The sequence below is a fragment of the Flavobacterium sp. 245 genome, from assembly GCF_004362055.1.
In the GTDB taxonomy this organism is placed as follows: Bacteria; Bacteroidota; Bacteroidia; order Flavobacteriales; family Flavobacteriaceae; genus Flavobacterium.
The window spans coordinates 64,882-82,454 of sequence record NZ_SNXB01000010.1 but is presented as its reverse complement, the minus strand read 5'-3'; the positions used below and the strand labels follow the sequence as shown (position 1 = coordinate 82,454).

The following is a 17,573-nucleotide window of genomic DNA, read 5'->3' as shown; positions in this document are numbered from 1 at the left end:
TGTTTATAACGTTGACTCTTGCTTATTTAAACTGCGCAGACCGATCGAATTTTCTCTTTTTTTGGATGCGTTCTTGGATTGTTGCAGGTTTAATTTCTAATTTCTTTTCCTTTTTTATATTTTCCAATAGAAAATAATTAAGATGAAAAAGGCTGTCCCACAACTGAGACAGCCCTTTTATCATAAAAAATACAAGTGTTCAAACATCGTTTAACGAGTTTGAGTAATGCTAAAAATTTTATTTATTTAAAATAATTTTCTTGGTTGTCATTTTACCGTCCGTTATGACCTGAAGAAGATAAATTCCTTGTCCAAAATTATTTAAATCGAGTTGTTGTTCAGATCCTTCAAAACTGGTGTTCAACAATTGCTGGCCTAAAGTATTGTACAAACTAACATCAGATTTTGTGTTGTTTTCTAAACTCAGATTCAAAATTCCGTTTGTTGGGTTTGGATACACTACCAATCCATCGGCAATTTTTAGATTTTCAACATCGGCAACATCCAACATTTTTCTAGTTCCAGAGCATCCAGAAATATAATTATGCTGAATATCATCAATCCAAACAGTCATTGTAGAGGCTGTATTATTTTGTTTAATAACAATTGCATCTAAAGTTACAGATGCTCCGCCAACGATTCCGTTTCCAGTAGTAATCGTTGTTCCTACTGCTGTTGGTAAAAACCACTCATAGTAATTCCAAGTTCCATTATTGATGATTGCAATTGGAGGCAATTCTTCCAGGCCATCAGCGTCATCAATCCATGCCGTTACAGTAGCTCCAGCATTTGCCGTACTTGTTTTAAGCCAGAAACCAAAAGAACCTTGATTACCCACAAATGCTTGATTATTTGCTGGAGTTCCTCCACCGGAAAGCAGACGTACTAGCCAGTCTGTAGCAACCGAAGTATTATCGTTCAAAACAGCCTTTAAACTTGCAGTACCGTTTTTAAAGCCATCTGTCGCTCTTGCTAAAGTTGAAGTTGCTGCGATACCAACTGTAGAACCCGAAGTAGTTGGACTTTGGGTAAATCTTCCAGCAGAAGCTTCAAAAGTTTCTAATGTAGTATTAGTCTTTGTACCCACACAAATTGTCATTGTGTATGTATTACTTCCGCAGGCGTTTGAAGCTACCAAAGTAATCATTTTTGAACCTGCAGTTGTAAAACTCACTGATGGGTTTGCAGCTGTACTAGTGGCAGGAGATCCATTTGGGAAAGTCCAAGCATAGGTTGTAGCTCCTGTAGAAGTATTTGTTAATGTCATACTCTCTCCTATTGCTAATTCTGTCAAAGGAGCTGTAAAACTTGCTGCAACAGTCGCCACAGGATTTACGGTTACCAATCCTGTTACTGTTTTAGTATCAGAACCTATGGCATTTGTAGCCGTTAAACTTCCATCGTAAGTTCCTGCTGTGTTGTACGTAATTACCGGACTTGCAATAGTACTTGTGCTTGGTGTTCCTCCCGGAAATGACCAGCTATAAGAAGATGCATTTGTAGAAGTACTAGTATACGTTACTGTCTGTCCTGCACAAACTGTGGCAGTTGCTGGTGTAAAATTAGCTATTGGAGCTACATTTTCTGGCAAACAATCGATAAAATTAAATTTGATGGCATCTGCGATAACAACTCCTGTCGTCCCAGTTGTACGAATCACAACTTTGTTGATAGAACCTGCACTGAAATCATATCTTCCTAATGAAACCCAAGTAGCATTATTGATTTGTTGATTTACTGTAACAGTAGTTGTTCCATTTTCATGAATGATATCCACAGGTACGTTTGTCGGACGGTTTGAACCCGCAGTAAAGTTGATAAATACTTCGTATTTGCCTCTTTGAGCAATTGATGGCGTAAAAGTCGCCGATTTAGTTCCTTTTCCTGTATCACCATCATGAATATAATCTGTTCCTATATATCCTGCTGTTGCGGCAGTAGAAGTCCAAGCCCCAACCAAAGTTGCGGCTAAGTTATCGACCGTAATCGAAGTTGAACCTGGCAAAGTGCAACCCGCGCTTTTTGGCGTAAAACTTACCGGAGTTGAATATTTTGAAGTTCCTGTTGCTGCACTATAACTTCTAATTGTATAGTAGTATACGGTTCCGCCTATTGGAGATTCTGCAACTGTTCCACTTGTAGCATTCCAAAAATAGGTTTTTACAGTATTTACAACATCATTTACTATTACTGTACTATTTGGCGAAGTTGAAGTTGTAAAACCGTCTGTATCATTCCAGCCTGTATTCGATTTAGAAACCTGAATACGGTAATCTGCTGTTGCAATTGTAGAATCCCAGGTAAAGTTTACTGGCGTACTCACATATACCTGACCAGCTGTTGGTGCTGTAGGAGTTGGAACATTTGTTGCACTTCCAGCTGTTATTTTCCCTAATAAAACATTCCAACGAGCGGTTGTAAGATTAGGACAATCTGTTCCTGAGTTTACGTCATTATGGCCGTAAATTCCTCGATTTCCATTAGTTACACGTCTTATTTTAGGTACACCATTTCTATCACAAACATTAATTGCCAAATCGGCTGCTGCATTCAACATTGGCTGGCTATCCCACATAGATAAATTCGTGGCCAATACTTCATGTTCTGTACTTACCCCTGCTCCATTCCACTGTGGGTATCCAGAAACTCCCTGAGAATACGAGCGATCCGCTTCACGAACTACTTGTGAAATCTGGCCGTCAGAGTTACGAATACAATAGTGCGCAGAAGTTGGAGTTGTTCTGCTGCAATCATTAAAATAAGAAATAGCACCTTCATAAGTACCTGTGGCCATATAGTGAACGAAGTAGTAATCAATACCATATCCATTACGCCCTACTCCATAATTACAAGCGGTAATTCTTGATAAAGCACCTGGATAATCAACTGCCATGACTGCTTCAGTTGCGCTTCCTTTTGCGGTAGCTTTTGAACTTTTAGCTGATGAAATTGTTACTCCATTTCCTTTAATATCAATAATTTCTTTCCAAAGTGTAATCGTTTTTGAGCCCTCTTTAATTACTTTAAAAAAACGTTCTGCCAATGAAGTTTTCATTGCTTCATCTTTCAAACCAGTCAACTCACGAGTCGCATCAAACCAATCTTGCAAACCTTTTGGATTTACATTAGTTTGGTAACTTTTAAGCAAAGCTGCTGCAGCTCTAATATTAGTTTTTGCATCAGTTTTAATAGCTTCTGGAGTAACTTTGATTAATTTTGCAGCTATGGCAATTTGATTATTATAGTCACTTTCAATCAATCCCATTACTCCCCAAGAACCGTAGAAAGAAGAAGATACTTGTGCCCAGTTGCTTTGTACCTGTCCTACAGCCATCAAAATTTCTACAGGAACACCAAATTCCTTGCTTGCATCGGCAAAATATTTAGCCATTGTTGCAACAGAAGGATGCGGTCTGTTTAAATACTCCTTCAAAAGTTCTCCATTGTGATCACACTCTAATTCATCGTGCTTTTGCGCAGCATTTGGCTTTTGAGTCGAAACATTTTTTTTACTAGTCAAAGCCAAATAATCATCCATATTCCTTTGCAGAAATACTTCTCCATTTGGTTTAACTTCTTTTTTGATAGAAGATTTCAAATACTTGTCGGCTAAAGAATACAGTTGTGTATCACTTGCTTTTTTAGAGTCTGGCGTTGTCTGTGCCAAACCAATTGCAACACTAAACAAAACCATAATTGAGGCAATTTGGTTTCGTAAATTAATAGGTTTGTTTTTCTTCATGCTTTTGTCTTTTGTTAATAAATAGTTTAAATTGGATATGTTAATAGTAAGAAATTACATGGAAAAGTGAATTTTTAAGCATAAAAGAACCGCCAGCTTAGTGGCGGTCTTCAATCCAAAAACAAAATTTACTTATTTAAAATGATTTTTTTAGTAGTGATTTTTCCATCGGTTGCAACCTGAAGAAGGTAAATTCCTTGTCCTAAATTATTCAGATCCAGTTGTTGTTCGGTGCCTTCAAAAGTGGTATTCAGCAATTGTTGGCCAGCGACATTAAACAATCGAACATCAGATTTTATATTGCTGTCCAATTTCAGATTCAATATTCCGTTGGTTGGGTTTGGATATACGATTAATTCATCAGAAACCTTAATATCTTCAATCTCTTGAATTTCTTCGGTATTCAACATTTTTCTAGTTCCGGAACAAGCCGAAATATAATTGTGCTGAATATCATCTATCCAAACCGTCATTGTCGTTGCGGTATTATTTTGTTTGATTACGATAGCATCTAATGTTACGGAAGTCCCACTAACAATTCCATTTCCTGTTGTAATGGTAGTTCCTACTGCGGTTGGTAAAAACCATTCGTAGTAATTCCAAGCTCCGTTGTTGATAATGGCTAGTGGAGGTAATTCTTCCAAGCCATCAGAATCATCAATCCATGCCGTTACAGTTGCTCCAGCATTTGCAGTACTTGTTTTCAGCCAAAATCCAAAAGATCCCTGATTCCCTACAAAAGCCTGATTATTTGCAGGGGTTCCTCCGCCAGAAAGCAAACGTACTAACCAGTTTGTAGTGACCGCTGTATTATCATTCAAAACGGCTTTTAAACTTGCTGTTCCGTTTTTGAAACTGTCTGTAGCTCTCGCCAATGTCGATGTTGTCGCAATTCCTGCAGTCGAACCCGATGCCGTAGGAATACTTGTGAATCTTCCTGCCGAACTTTCAAATGTTTCCAGAGTCGTTTTGGTATTTGTTCCAACGCAAATTGTCATCGTATAAGTATTACTTCCGCAAGCATTTGAAGCCACCAAAGTAATGGTTTTAGTACCTGTTGTTGTAAAATTTACTGTCGGATTTGCCGCTGTACTTGTTGCAGGAGAACCATTAGGAAAAGTCCACGCATAAGTTGTAGCTCCTGTAGAAGTATTGGTTAAAGTCATATTTTCACCCGTTGCCACTTCTGAATAAGGAGCGGTAAATCCAGCGGTAACTGCTACTGACGGATTCACAGTAATTACATTCGTTAATGTTTTCGTATTTGAACCCGCTCCGTTAGTAGCTGTGAGAGCAACATTGTAAATTCCTGCAGTATTATAAGTTACAACCGGATTTGCAGCAGTACTTGTACTCGGAGTTCCTCCTGGAAATGACCAGCTATATGAAGTCGCATTAGTAGAAGCATTTGTATAAGTAACCGTTTGTCCTGCACATATTGTGGCCGAAGCTGGTGTAAAATTGGCTACCGGTGGCGTAACATCTGGTAGACAATCTATAAAATAGAATCGCACGGCATCGGCAATAACTACGCCCGAAGTGCCTGTTGTACGAATTACAACTTTATTAGCAGTACCTGCGCTTAAATTATAAGTTCCTAGCGAAACCCATGTTCCATTATTAATTTGCTGATTTACAGGAACAGTTGTTGTGCCACTTTCATGAATGACATCCACAGGGACATTATTGGCGCGATTGCTACCAGCGGTATGATTAATGAAAACTTCATATCTTCCTCTTTGTGCAATTGTTGGCGTAAAAGTAGCTGTTTTTGTTCCTTTCGCAGTATCTCCGTCATGTACATAATTTGACCCGACATAACCTGAAGTTGCAGCTGTTGCGGTCCAAGCTCCTACCAGTGTTGCATCAAGATTATCAACGGTAATAACCGTTGTACCCGGCACAGTGCAATTGGCACTTTTTGGAGTAAAACTTATAGGAGCAGCATATTTTGAAGTTCCCGTTGCAGCACTATAACTTCTTATAGTGTAATAATAAGTGGTTCCTCCTACTGGAGCTTCATACACCGCCGCATTGGGCTGATTCCAAATATAACTCATCGTTGTATTCACCACATCATTCACAACAACGGTTGCATTTGGTGTTGAAGCGCTTGTAAATCCGTTTGTTTCTGTCCATCCTGTTGCAGATTTTGAAACCTGAATACGATAATCTCCGTTGCTAACGTTAGAACTCCAAGAAAAATTTACTGGAGAACTCACATATAATTGTCCTTCTGTTGGACTTAAAGCTACTGGAGCAGCAGGTAGTGTACTGTACGGAACGCCTGTAATATTAGCACTTTCATTGTTGTTTTTATCTAAAGCTGTTACCAAGAAATAATTATTTGGAGCAGTTAATTGAGCTGTAGTCAACGTAATTTGAGTTGCATTTACAATATCCAAAACTTTGGTTCCGTCTTGTTTAAAATTTGGAATATCCGCCTGCGTGGCAAATGCATATACTACATATTTAATAGCCAAATCACCATCACTAGCCACAACTGGAACATCCCATTTCAGAATATTTCCTTCAAATCGAATGTTTGTTGGTTCCAATGGACATACATTATCTTTCCATGGCATCGATGGCGGAAAAGATTTATACCTATATTGATTATTTTGCAAAGTAGTTGCAATTCCTTTTTCGTTACTCATTATAAATTGAGTCGAATAAGAAGTCTGACCAAAAGTATTGGTCATTCCTGGAATTCGGTTTTGATCAATTTGATTTTGAATTTCCGAAGCAGGCCAATTCTGAGATGAGGTACTCGGCAAACGATCATAACCTTGACTTACATATAAATGTCGGCCATAAGTCGCTACCTGATCATTCCACCATTGCGAAAGTTTGATATAATCTTGAGAACCGCCAATTTTCCAATATAATTGAGGCGAAATAAAATCTACTTTACCATTTTGCAGCCAATTTATTGGATCACAATATAAGGCACTATAGGAAGGATTTCCAACAATTCCAGGAGGAACACCACTTTTCCAGATACCAAACGGAGCCACACCAAAAACAATGTTTTTATTATTATTGGCATTAATAACTTGCAAAGCATCATAAACACCAGCAATCATTTTATTAACGTTATCACGACGCCAATCATCAATATTACTGATTCCAGTTGGATTATTATTGGCGTATGTGGCCGCATCCTGATTGTTTGCCATTCCTTGATCGGGATAAAAATAATCGTCAAAAACAATTCCGTCAATATCATATCGCGAAGCAATATCTTGTACAATACTTATAATATAATTTTTTACAGCAGGCAAACCCGGATTCAAAATTTTAAGATTCGCATTGTTAGAAGCTGTAAAAACCCATGAAGGATTCAATTTAGAAACGTGATTATTTGCCAGAGTGTAACCTCCAACACTTGCACGATAAGGATTTAGCCACGCATGCAAATCCAATCCTCGTTTTCTACATTCTGTAATAGCAAAACTCAAAGGGTCCCATAAAGGATTTGGTGCCACACCTTGAGTCCCCGTCAACCAGTATGACCAAGGTTCTATTGATGAATTATAAAGCGCATCACATTCTGGTCGAACTTGAAAATATACCGTATTGATTCCCGTAAGAACCAATTTATCCAGAATTGTAATCAACTCGGCTTGTTGAACTGCAGGAGTTGCAGTTCTATTGCTTGGCCAATCCAAATTATAAACTGATGTTAAATAAGTACCTCTTAAATCGACTTTAGGACTTGCGCTTACTTCAGCACCACTATTGGAACAGCCCGGTGAAATGTTGGTTCCTTGGCCTAACATAAGACCATTAACAACTAATAAAAAGAATAAATTAAGTAATTTTTGCTTCATAGATTTGGTTGTTTTAAGTTTAATAGAAGTAAATATATTACAAAAAACACGCACAAAAACTAACTTAAATTTACTTTTTTAAGTTAAAACATGCAAAATAATGCAAATATTAACTTAAATAACGCATAAAACCTGATAAATACTAGGATTGATTTCTTCTAATATTATCCACAATTGTTAATAAAATATTTTAAAAAATCGAAGAATTTTAAATTTTAAAGAAAAATAGTACAATTAAGAAAACTTTTGACCGAAAAAAGGAAGTAATATTTTGATTTTTAGACTATCATGCTTTTTTAATCTAAAATTCAATTTTCGATAAAATACAATTTCTATTGAATATGAAAACTGTTACCCTATTTTTTAAAATTGTTCTACAAACAGTATATACTTTGCACTAAATTGTTAATTATTTAGGTCAAACTCTTTCAGCATTATTTCTAATAATACCTTTTAAAAGTTCAAAGAAAAAATAAACAAAATTCACAAGCGGATTTTTGTGTACCTAAAATCGTACTTTTTTGCTCCACACGTAAGTTGTTATTAATCAACTTTGTAGTAACAATTACTAATTGCATTGAAACCACTTTTGAGAAATAGAAAAAGCTTTCTATCTCATTATCAATGAAGTAATTACTATCTATTATTTACTAACCTTAAAGTTTTAAAAATGAAAAACCTATTAAAAGTAACAAGTTTGCTATTTATTACAGCATTAGTGTTCAATTCGTGCGACAAGGAACAAGACTTAAATGTTCCGCAAAGCACTAACAAAGATGTTTCGCAAAACGTTAACAAAGACGTACCGCAAAACACTAAAAAAGAAGCAGTCGCAGCGGCGGCGGCATTAGCAGGAAGCGCTGGTGCGAGAACAATTACTTTGCAAACCAATACATTGTCTTGTCCTGGTGGTTTGTGCACCTCTTACGGCGTTTGGTCAACTGGTGTTTACACGGTTTGGTTCCAGATGAAATTTAACTCTGGGTTTTATTGGAGCAGAGGTGGCAAATGTGGCTATGGCATCTTAATTGGTGATCAAAATACCGGTGGCGATCCTGGATGGGATGGAAATGGCGGTAGCGCACGCTTTATGTGGTATTGCCCAAATGGATCAAACACTGCTAAAGGAAGCGGTGCTTATCTCCAACCTTATGTGTATTATAGAGATCAGCCTGGACAATTTGGTAATGATTTTGGAAAGAAATATTACATACAAGAAGGCGTTACCTATAACTGTCAAATATCTGTTAAGTTAAATACGGGGTCTAATACCGATGGATACGTAAAATATTATGTAAATGGCACGGAAATATTGAATCAAAAGATTCGTTGGGTGACTAACGATTCTAAACGAAATGTAAATGCTGTAAGTCTACATACCTTCCGTGGCGGTAGTCAAGAGTACTGGAAAGCTCCGGTAACAAGTTCTATTTATTACCCTAGTGCATCTTGGGATGCTCTTTAAAACGTTTCCAAAATAAATAAAAATCACAACTCCGATTTTACTTATTATAACTAATAAGAAAATCGGAGTTTTTTATTGGTACAAAAACTAACTTCAAGATTTTTCTTAAACAGGATAACCATCGAAAATTATTTTAGAAAATAGTAACCTCGCCAATCTTAGAATTCAAATCAAATAAATTAAAAACCGACAAACATTAAACATTTTTACAGCAAGTTTCTGATCGTAAATTTTAGATTTTTTCTTCGGATTTCAAAAAACGAGTAAAAACCAATAATAGGCCCACACCTTCCCTTACGTAGAAATACTTGTTTAGCAAACGTATTTTTTAATTCTTCCTACAATTTCAATTATTATTTTTTTTATTAAATAAATCCAACACCACGTAAAGGCTAAAAATAGAAGTTAAAAATCGTAATAAACACAAAAACAAAAACTTACAAAAATCACAATCAACAAAATAGAAATTTTACCACCATCTGATGGTATAAAAAACAAAACGCAAACACCTCATTAACAGGTTATTAAACCCAAAAACTAACTAATTTCAATATTTTAAAAAACCAACCACTAAATGGTAGCAAAAAAATAAAACATAAGTCACTGATTGTCAGTATTTCTTTTCAAAAAAGATTAAAAAAAAAGATCTAAGTCAAAAAAAAGTAAGAAAAAAGAAGAAATCAATTTACAGAAAAAAGTGGGCTGGATATTTTTAAAAATATATTTGTGAAGTCAACAATGAAGTTGAAAAACCAATTATAAACTAATTAAATATACCAAATTATGTCAGACTTTTTAAAACAATTCGGAGACGATTTAGAAAAAAATGTTCCAGGTTTCATTGCAGTTTCAATTGCAGAAATTCAAACAGGAATGTCCTACTTTTCACTTTCAGTAATTGCCGATTTTGATCCGGAATTAGCATCAGCTTTTAACCTTGAAGTAGTAAAAGCAAAAATGAATGCCGTTAGTGCTTTAGGACTAAAAAATCAAGTGGTTTCAGATATCATGATTAATTTAACCTCCCAAATTCACATTATCGATATTTCTGAGAATAACTTATATATGATCTATCTCGCAGTTGACTCAACAAAAGCAAACTTAGGAATGACAAAAGCAATTCTTAACAAATACAAAAAAGAGATTGCTTCTAAATTATAATGACTTGAAATTGTGAAATGGCTGACTTTTTAAAGGTTGGCCTTTTTTTTAAAATAATTTTAAAAAAAGTAGTTATGAAAAAGAAATTAATTTTGCTCGTATTTTTTACTTTCACAACCCTAATTAAAGCACAAAACACTAAAGGTATTAACGGCGATACCAATTGGTTGAATATGTGGACGAATTTTAATCCCAAAACCACCAATTATAATGAAGCCTCCATAATACTAAACGGTGTGATTAGTGCGGATATGACTTTAAAAAAAGAAAATGTCTATATATTAGTCGGTACCGTTTATGTTGCTTCAAATGCAACTTTAACAATTCAAGCAGGTACGCTGATAAGGTGTGATACAGGTACTTTGACCACATTAGTAATTACAAAAGGTGCCAAAATTATTGCTGAAGGTACCGAAACCGACCCTATCATTTTTACCTCTAACAAGAACTCAGGAGACAGGAATCCGGGTGATTGGGGAGGCATTATTGTTTTAGGAGATGCGCCAATAAACAAAAGCGGAGGAGTTGGTACTTTAGATTTCGATCTTGATCCACAAAAAGCAATGTATGGCGGAGATAACAAAGACAGTGATTCCGGAATTTTAAAATATGTCCGAATTGAGTTTTCTGGAAAAAAAACATCTGCTAATAGACCAATAAATGGCCTATCGCTAGCGGGGGTTGGGAGTAAAACAAAATTAGAATATATCCAGGTTACGTCATCAGATGAGGATTCTTTTCAATTCTATGGTGGATATGTAAATGCCAATAATCTAGTATCTATGCGTTCCGCAGATGATGACTTTGATTTTACCCAGGGCGTTCAATGCAATCTCTCAAACAGTATCGCCATTAGAAGTCCGTTCTTATCCGATAGTTACGGCTCTCGATGTTTTGAAATGGAAACGGTCGACACCAGAAAAGGCGAAGTTTTAGACAGCAAAAAAGAAATGACCCGAGTAAATGCTACAAACATCACGATGATGCATACCGAGGATATTGGCTCTGAAACTGAAGGGCTTAAACACGAAGCAATATTAATCAGGGAAAATACTTTTTTAACATTGACCAATTCAGTAATTTCAGGATTTAGCCACCTCATTATCTTTTCTGATACAGTTACAATTTCTAATGAATATTTAGAGAAAATAATTTTGAAAGATCTGCTTATTAATGATACCAAGATTATTGGAACAACTCAAAATACCGCAACGAATTCTTTCATCAGTAATTGGTATCAAGGAAAACAATTCGGAATTGAGTTTATAAAACTTAAAAATGATGAATTATTTGCCAGTTCATCCATGAAAAAGAAACCCGACTTTAGAGTTAAAAGCCAAAATTTCAACAACTAAAAATCAATAAAAAAAACCAGTAATCATTTAGATTACTGGTTTTTTTTATATCATTTCATTTTCTCTTCACATACATAAAACTAATTTTTGGCACTTGAATTATATCAGAATGTCAAAAAAAAAAGCCTAAACTTTTTCTTTTTCTAATACTTATATAAAATCATTATTAGGTCTTTCTTAATTAATATTTTTTGCTCTTTTTGCAGAATCAGCAATATAAGAAAGAAGCCATGCCATTTGTCCCTGTTTTGTAAAATAGATATTTTTAGATTTGACATCAGGAATTTTCTCTAATAAAGTAAGCAATATTGAATTTGCTGCAATTAAATATTTTTGAGAATAGGTTTTCAATACTTTCTCGACATCTTTATTTTGCAATGCTAATGTTTCAAATTTTGCGTAATCTGTTTTTATCATTTTATCGTAATCTGCAACGTCCTTAATTTCAAACGGATTAAAATTTTCTATTGCACCTTTTCCTTTATACAACGTGTAAAATGCCCAAACTGCACCTCCAGACATGTACACATTTTTTTTATTAGAAACTTTTGGACTTTGTTGATACAAATGATCTGTCTGTTCTCTTAATTCTGGTAATGCATCAACTAGCAATCCATTAAATTCATCGACAGAATTGTTTTTGGCGTTCTTGTTTATTTTCTCAGTAAAGGTTACTGTTCCTAAATCTAATGTCAGGGGATAAAACAACAAAATATCATCTTCAGTAAATTCCTCCACATAGCCGCCTTTCGTATTTCCTCCCCCAATATCCAAAATCAAAGAATTCTCATACTCTTTTGGCGGAATACATCCTTTTAATAATAATTTTGCTTCTATTTCTGCAGAAATTATTCCAACATTAATATTGGTAAAAACATATAATTTTTGAAGCAGAATATCGACATTTTTGGCCATTCCTACCCCAGATGACACAACTATAAAAATATTTTTCTCTGCAATTTTGTTTTCCTTAATTAGTTTGGTGTAATTTTTCACGGCTACATTAAAAGCATTTTCGATATCATTATCGGCTAATTTTCCGTCAATAGCGATCCCTTTTGCGATAGCTACATTTTCTGTCCAAAAATCAACTACTTCATATTTTCCTCTTTTAATGTTTTGGACATTTATTATCGACATTTTTACTCCCTTGCTTCCTATTTCAATTCCGGCATAGAGTTCTTGTGAAATCAAACTCGACGGAATTAAAAAAATAAAAATGATTATGACTATGAACGCAATATTTTTTTTCATCTTAAATGGGTGTTTTTTAATAATAGCAACTCATTTTTATTCAAACATTGAAAAGGAATTATAATTCCATTTTTCATCTCAAAAAGCAGCTCATAGTTTCTTGTTTTTGTCAACAAAAATAGATTGTACTATTTTTATTTTAGTTTCAATCGATTCTTTCTCAACAGTTTTTACAAGCCAATAACAAAGTGAAATAGCCAACAAACCGATTAGACTCATAAATATGAAGTCGGCTCTATAACTTGCATACGCGACAATTTCCATACCTGTTTTAGCACTTAATATATGCGCTAGACTGAAACTCATTGTAAAAACAGACATGTACTTTCCCTCTTGATTATTATGCGATCTAGTCATGGCAAATGAATTAGCGAAAGGAAAAGTTAACATTACCCCAAGCGTCATAAAAAACATCATTATGTACAATATTCCGTACCATTTGTCATTTACCAAAAGAAGAATATAACTAAGCACCATAAAGCCCAAACCTACCATTATAACGTTCAGCTTATTAATTCTGTTTTTCTCTACATAATTAACAATCGGCAGTTCAAACAGCAATGTTAATATACCGCTAAAGCTTAAAATCAAACCGCTGTTTACTTCTGACAAATTAAATTGCTCTCTATGGTATAGGGTCAGAGTGGTAAATACTTGAAAATACATTATCCCTGTTATCAGCGAAATAAACATATGCGTTAAAAAAGCCTTATCTTTTAATATGGCATATTTGTCTACACCAATATTGTTTTTTTTGAGTTTAAAAGGCAGTTTTCTTTCTTTCACTAAAACAACAAAAACTAAAACTGCTAGTATACAAGTAGCTGCATCTACATAAAATAGATATTTGTAGCCTATTAGCATAATTATGACACCACCTAAAGGAGGCCCAAATAGAAACCCCAAACTCGTGGCCGCTCTTACCAAAGCCAGTGCCCTAGTTTTATTTTCTTTTCTAGTATACGTATTTAAGGATACTAACATTGCCGGCCTGAACATATCAGCAACAGTTGTTAAAAGCAGAATTGAAAAGCAAAACCCTTCAAATGATGATGTATATTGCAGCATAAAGAAGATTAGACCACTTCCAAAAAGACTGCCTATCATCACTTTGTAAAACCCAATTTTATCAGACAATACGCCACTTAGCCAAGTGCCTATAAAAGATCCAACACCAAAACAAACCATTACCCATCCTATCTGATTATATTCAAAATGCAGGTTCTCTCGCATGTATTTTGAGAGAAACGGAATTACCATTGTTCCCGTTCTGTTGATAAAGGTTATTAGTGTCAAAATCCAAATTTCTCTTGGGAAACCACTATAATTTTCTATGTATTTTTTTCTTAAACCGCTGATCATTTTTTCTTATTTTTTTGATGAAGTATTTTTTCTTTTTTGACACCATGGCAAATGAGAAAACTTGCTTTTAAATACAAGTCTCTTCTATTTAAATTGTGGATTTCTTGTTTTTAAGGATATGTACTGCGTTTAGAGTGGATTATTTTTATTAAAATATCCATCTAAAAAAACATCTCCCTTTTTTGGAATCTTAATTCGAGGAATCTTTATTAAAAATAATGGTATTCACTACCACTTCTTTCATCCATTTGATCGTTTCGATTACCCCTGTTTCTTTACAAATCATGTTGCAGTTTTGATGCCCCCACGCTAAATTATATGGCGAATGATTGAATTCTCCTATTTTTAGCTGATTAATGTAAAAAAGGTTTATCTGGCTAATATCTTTGTCGACATCTGACTTCTCAGCAGATTCAAAGAAATTAATTAGAAAAGCCCCTGCACTTAATTTTTTCAAACAGAGTGGACAAATAGTGTTTTTAGCATTATCAATAATTCGAGTCTTGTAAAGTCGGTCTGTATTAGCTAATTTTTGATTGTTACAAGCTGTAGTAATAGCTGTCATGCGCTGTTCGATCTCAGTTTCTGTCATACCAGCACCGAGTGCTACTTCTTTGGAATCGTAGCAGAGCCAGAATAAATATTCTAATTGTAAGTGACAGGATTTTATCGTGAAAAGAGGAGCATATTCGGCTACTCTGATTCCGGCGCCTTTGCAACTGCTGGTATTAAAACCAAGAATAATTTTCTCTTCGCCTTTTGAACCTGACGATAATATTCTTGCAACAAAATGACCATCAATAGGAACCGTTCTTTTTTCGGCTACTGACAGCTTATTTTTATAAGGATTAAATTTGTTCCATTGTTCCCTTGTCTCATAAAGCAAAATAGCGTTAACGCCAAGTTTTAGTTTCTTGGATTTCATTGTAATTAATGCTTCAGGATTTGTGTAATAATCCTCAGGACTCATCACAACTATAAATCCGCTTTCAAATTTGTGAGACGTTAAAATGGAAATATCGAATAAATCAATGGATTCAAAAGGGATCAAAACGGTGCCATTTCTGTTGGCCCTATTTTGAAAAATCACATCATCATTCGCACTTCTTGTTTGTCCGGTTTTGTAGATTTTACTTTGCAGTAAAGGAGGTAGTTTAGGTAGTCTTTTTGCCATAGGTTAAGTTAGTTGGTTGTTTAGTTATTATAGATTTGGCAGCGATATCTTCTTTACATTCTTCAATCTAATTTTAAATATTCATAGTAAATATTGGGCTTTTTTTGATTAACTTTTAATAATATTTTTTAAATCTTGAGATCTTTTTAAATATCTAAAACGATAATTTAGTAATTTTATAAAAAACTAAATATCAATCAATTAAATTTAAATTAATTTTTAAAACGTAATAAATTTCAATCAAACACCTAAAATTTGGTCAATTATTTAAACTTAAACATTTGTTAAATAAAACAAATCTATTTTATTCGCTTCTTAAAATAAATGGACAATATTATTATTATGATGGACTATTTGATTATTATATCAATTTAACATTTTAACAAAATACTTTTATAAGACTATAAAATTAACAGGGAGAGTTTATTAAGTCATAATGATGGATTATCTCATTATTCGGCCAATTCAAAAAAAAGAAATCATAATTGTTTCATATAAAATTTATTGTCTAAAAACTTGAAAAAAAACTCTTTTTATTTTTTATTTAATTATCATATTACAATTTTAACATTTAATGCAATTACCTAACTTACAGTATAGTTACACCCTAAAAACATTTAAAATGATTACGATTTAAAAATAACCACGACGTTAAAATTCTAATTTACAGATCATTCAAAAATCATTTTAAAATTAGAACAAAAGAAAAATAAAAGTGTATTTTAGCAACAAATGCTTTTTTGATTACAATAAATTATTATGGAAAGTTTTATACAACGCGATGGGTTTCGGAAGGAAAAATTAATATCGCTGCCTAATAATATTTGGCAAAAAGCAATTAAAGAAAATCCTGTATTAAGTCATTTATATATTACTCATATTGGATATTTTCCTAAGGCTACTTATTATTACTGGGAGCGAAAAAAAGGATGCGCAGATAATATTTTAATATACTGCGTACGTGGAAAAGGCTGGCATAGCATAAATGGTACCCGCTTTGAAATTAGGCCCAATCAATTTTTTATAATTCCTGCAACTAATGAACATATAAGTTACGGAGCAGATGAAAATGATCCCTGGACAATATATTGGGTTCATTTTAGCGGTCGTGATATAAACACTTTCAATAAAAGCTTCAATATTGGCTTATTTGATGGTCCCAAACAAATCACTTATAATGAGAAAGGAATAGAACTTTGGCATTCAATGTACCAAAACCTTGAAATGGGCTATGGAAAAGAGAACATTACAAAGGCCAATTTATGCTTATATCATTTTATTTCTTCTTTTTTATATCCTGATGTAAGTGTCAATGAAAAAAAACAGGAAGAAAAAGATTCGATAAGCAGTACTATTGTCTACATGAGAAACAACCTTGGCGGAAAACTCACCTTAGAAGATTTGGCTCTAATGAACAATCTCTCGCCCTCACATTTTTCGCTGCTATTCAAAAAAAGCACCAGTATGGCTCCATTAGATTATTTCATCCATTTAAAACTACAAAAGGCGTGTTTATTATTAATAACCTCAGAAGTTAAAGTAAAAATTATTGCAGCTGATTTGGGATATGATGATCCATACTATTTTTCACGTCTCTTTAAAAAACATATGAAACTATCGCCACTGCAATACCGTTTTTCTCCTCAATCAAAGTCATCTTAGAATTGTCTTGAAAAATAAGTATTTGTTCTTCTTAAATTTTTCACCCCATTTCTATTTCTGAATATGCAAATTCACTACGAACTTCTTACAGTATATTTCTTTACATCTAGCAAACACCTATTTGCACCAAAAACACAACTCACTACTATAGAGTAAATTATATTTAATTTCATAAGTAAAATATTAAAAAAATTAATACTTTTATAGTGTTAAAAATAAATGCCTCAAATTAAAATTTTTCTTTGGTAATAGCTTTTCGGTAATTATTCTGTTTTATTAAACTTGATAATATGGTTATAACTATACTTTACAGGCATTCTAATCAAGCTGTTTTTTTATCATCTCCTTTGATAAATGCATTAGCATGTATTGAAATTATCGCAGTTCTAGTCCTAATTTACACTTACGGACAAATTTGTTTTCTCTATTTCTTTTTTAGTCTTTTCTGTATCATTCAGTATAAGGAATTCATCTTAAAAAAAACATTTACAAACAACTTCACTTTTGCAGGAGAAACAAAACTCATTAATCAGGAGAGATGGAATTAAAATTTCAAAATAAACCC

General features: G+C 33.8%; 9 protein-coding genes. 4 read left to right on the top strand and 5 right to left on the bottom strand.

The window, feature by feature from the left end:
- Nucleotides 1-238 precede the first annotated feature (238 nt).
- Both EV145_RS17670 and EV145_RS17665 read right to left on the bottom strand, forming a co-directional pair.
- Nucleotides 239-3,742, bottom strand: coding sequence for an N-acetylmuramoyl-L-alanine amidase (locus tag EV145_RS17670; protein ID WP_133526516.1), 3,504 nt, complete (start codon nucleotides 3,740-3,742; stop codon nucleotides 239-241).
- A 128-nt stretch (nucleotides 3,743-3,870) separates the two neighbouring features.
- Nucleotides 3,871-7,575 carry a family 10 glycosylhydrolase gene (locus tag EV145_RS17665; RefSeq protein ID WP_133526515.1) on the bottom strand — a complete coding sequence of 1,235 codons (3,705 nt, stop codon included), beginning with the start codon at nucleotides 7,573-7,575 and terminating at the stop codon, nucleotides 3,871-3,873.
- Between the two features lie 670 nt (nucleotides 7,576-8,245).
- On the opposite strand from EV145_RS17665, the gene EV145_RS17660 reads away from it, so the two are divergent.
- The 3 genes from EV145_RS17660 to EV145_RS17650 all read left to right on the top strand — a co-directional run bounded on the left by EV145_RS17660 (nucleotide 8,246) and on the right by EV145_RS17650 (nucleotide 11,556).
- Nucleotides 8,246-9,040 (top strand): polysaccharide lyase, encoded by a 795-nt coding sequence (locus EV145_RS17660; RefSeq protein ID WP_133526514.1) that lies wholly within the window; start codon nucleotides 8,246-8,248, stop codon nucleotides 9,038-9,040.
- 783 nt (nucleotides 9,041-9,823) lie between these two features.
- Nucleotides 9,824-10,201 carry a hypothetical protein gene (locus EV145_RS17655; RefSeq protein ID WP_133526513.1) on the top strand — a complete coding sequence of 126 codons (378 nt, stop codon included), beginning with the start codon at nucleotides 9,824-9,826 and terminating at the stop codon, nucleotides 10,199-10,201.
- Nucleotides 10,202-10,275: 74 nt separating this feature from the next.
- Nucleotides 10,276-11,556 carry a hypothetical protein gene (locus EV145_RS17650; protein WP_133526512.1) on the top strand — a complete coding sequence of 427 codons (1,281 nt, stop codon included), beginning with the start codon at nucleotides 10,276-10,278 and terminating at the stop codon, nucleotides 11,554-11,556.
- Between the two features lie 177 nt (nucleotides 11,557-11,733).
- On the opposite strand, the gene EV145_RS17645 is transcribed toward EV145_RS17650, so the two are convergent.
- The 3 genes from EV145_RS17645 to EV145_RS17635 form a co-directional block, all read right to left on the bottom strand.
- On the bottom strand, nucleotides 11,734-12,810 hold the full coding sequence (locus EV145_RS17645; protein WP_133526511.1) for an exopolyphosphatase: 1,077 nt from the start codon (nucleotides 12,808-12,810) through the stop codon (nucleotides 11,734-11,736).
- Between the two features lie 90 nt (nucleotides 12,811-12,900).
- The gene (locus EV145_RS17640) at nucleotides 12,901-14,172 is read right to left on the bottom strand and encodes an MFS transporter (RefSeq protein ID WP_133526510.1); all 1,272 of its coding nucleotides are present in this window, start codon (nucleotides 14,170-14,172) and stop codon (nucleotides 12,901-12,903) included.
- A gap of 190 nt (nucleotides 14,173-14,362) precedes the next feature.
- Nucleotides 14,363-15,346 carry a BstXI family restriction endonuclease gene (locus EV145_RS17635; protein WP_133526509.1) on the bottom strand — a complete coding sequence of 328 codons (984 nt, stop codon included), beginning with the start codon at nucleotides 15,344-15,346 and terminating at the stop codon, nucleotides 14,363-14,365.
- 759 nt (nucleotides 15,347-16,105) lie between these two features.
- Between EV145_RS17635 and EV145_RS17630 the strand changes: the two genes are divergently transcribed.
- Nucleotides 16,106-17,008 carry an AraC family transcriptional regulator gene (locus EV145_RS17630; protein ID WP_133526508.1) on the top strand — a complete coding sequence of 301 codons (903 nt, stop codon included), beginning with the start codon at nucleotides 16,106-16,108 and terminating at the stop codon, nucleotides 17,006-17,008.
- Nucleotides 17,009-17,573: the final 565 nt, after the last annotated feature.

Coding starts and splice junctions, on each gene's coding strand:
- EV145_RS17670 (WP_133526516.1), bottom strand. CDS start 3,742: ATGAAGAAAAACAAACCTATTAATTTACGAAACCAAATTGCCTCAATT.
- EV145_RS17665 (WP_133526515.1), bottom strand. CDS start 7,575: ATGAAGCAAAAATTACTTAATTTATTCTTTTTATTAGTTGTTAATGGT.
- EV145_RS17660 (WP_133526514.1), top strand. CDS start 8,246: ATGAAAAACCTATTAAAAGTAACAAGTTTGCTATTTATTACAGCATTA.
- EV145_RS17655 (WP_133526513.1), top strand. CDS start 9,824: ATGTCAGACTTTTTAAAACAATTCGGAGACGATTTAGAAAAAAATGTT.
- EV145_RS17650 (WP_133526512.1), top strand. CDS start 10,276: ATGAAAAAGAAATTAATTTTGCTCGTATTTTTTACTTTCACAACCCTA.
- EV145_RS17645 (WP_133526511.1), bottom strand. CDS start 12,810: ATGAAAAAAAATATTGCGTTCATAGTCATAATCATTTTTATTTTTTTA.
- EV145_RS17640 (WP_133526510.1), bottom strand. CDS start 14,172: ATGATCAGCGGTTTAAGAAAAAAATACATAGAAAATTATAGTGGTTTC.
- EV145_RS17635 (WP_133526509.1), bottom strand. CDS start 15,346: ATGGCAAAAAGACTACCTAAACTACCTCCTTTACTGCAAAGTAAAATC.
- EV145_RS17630 (WP_133526508.1), top strand. CDS start 16,106: ATGGAAAGTTTTATACAACGCGATGGGTTTCGGAAGGAAAAATTAATA.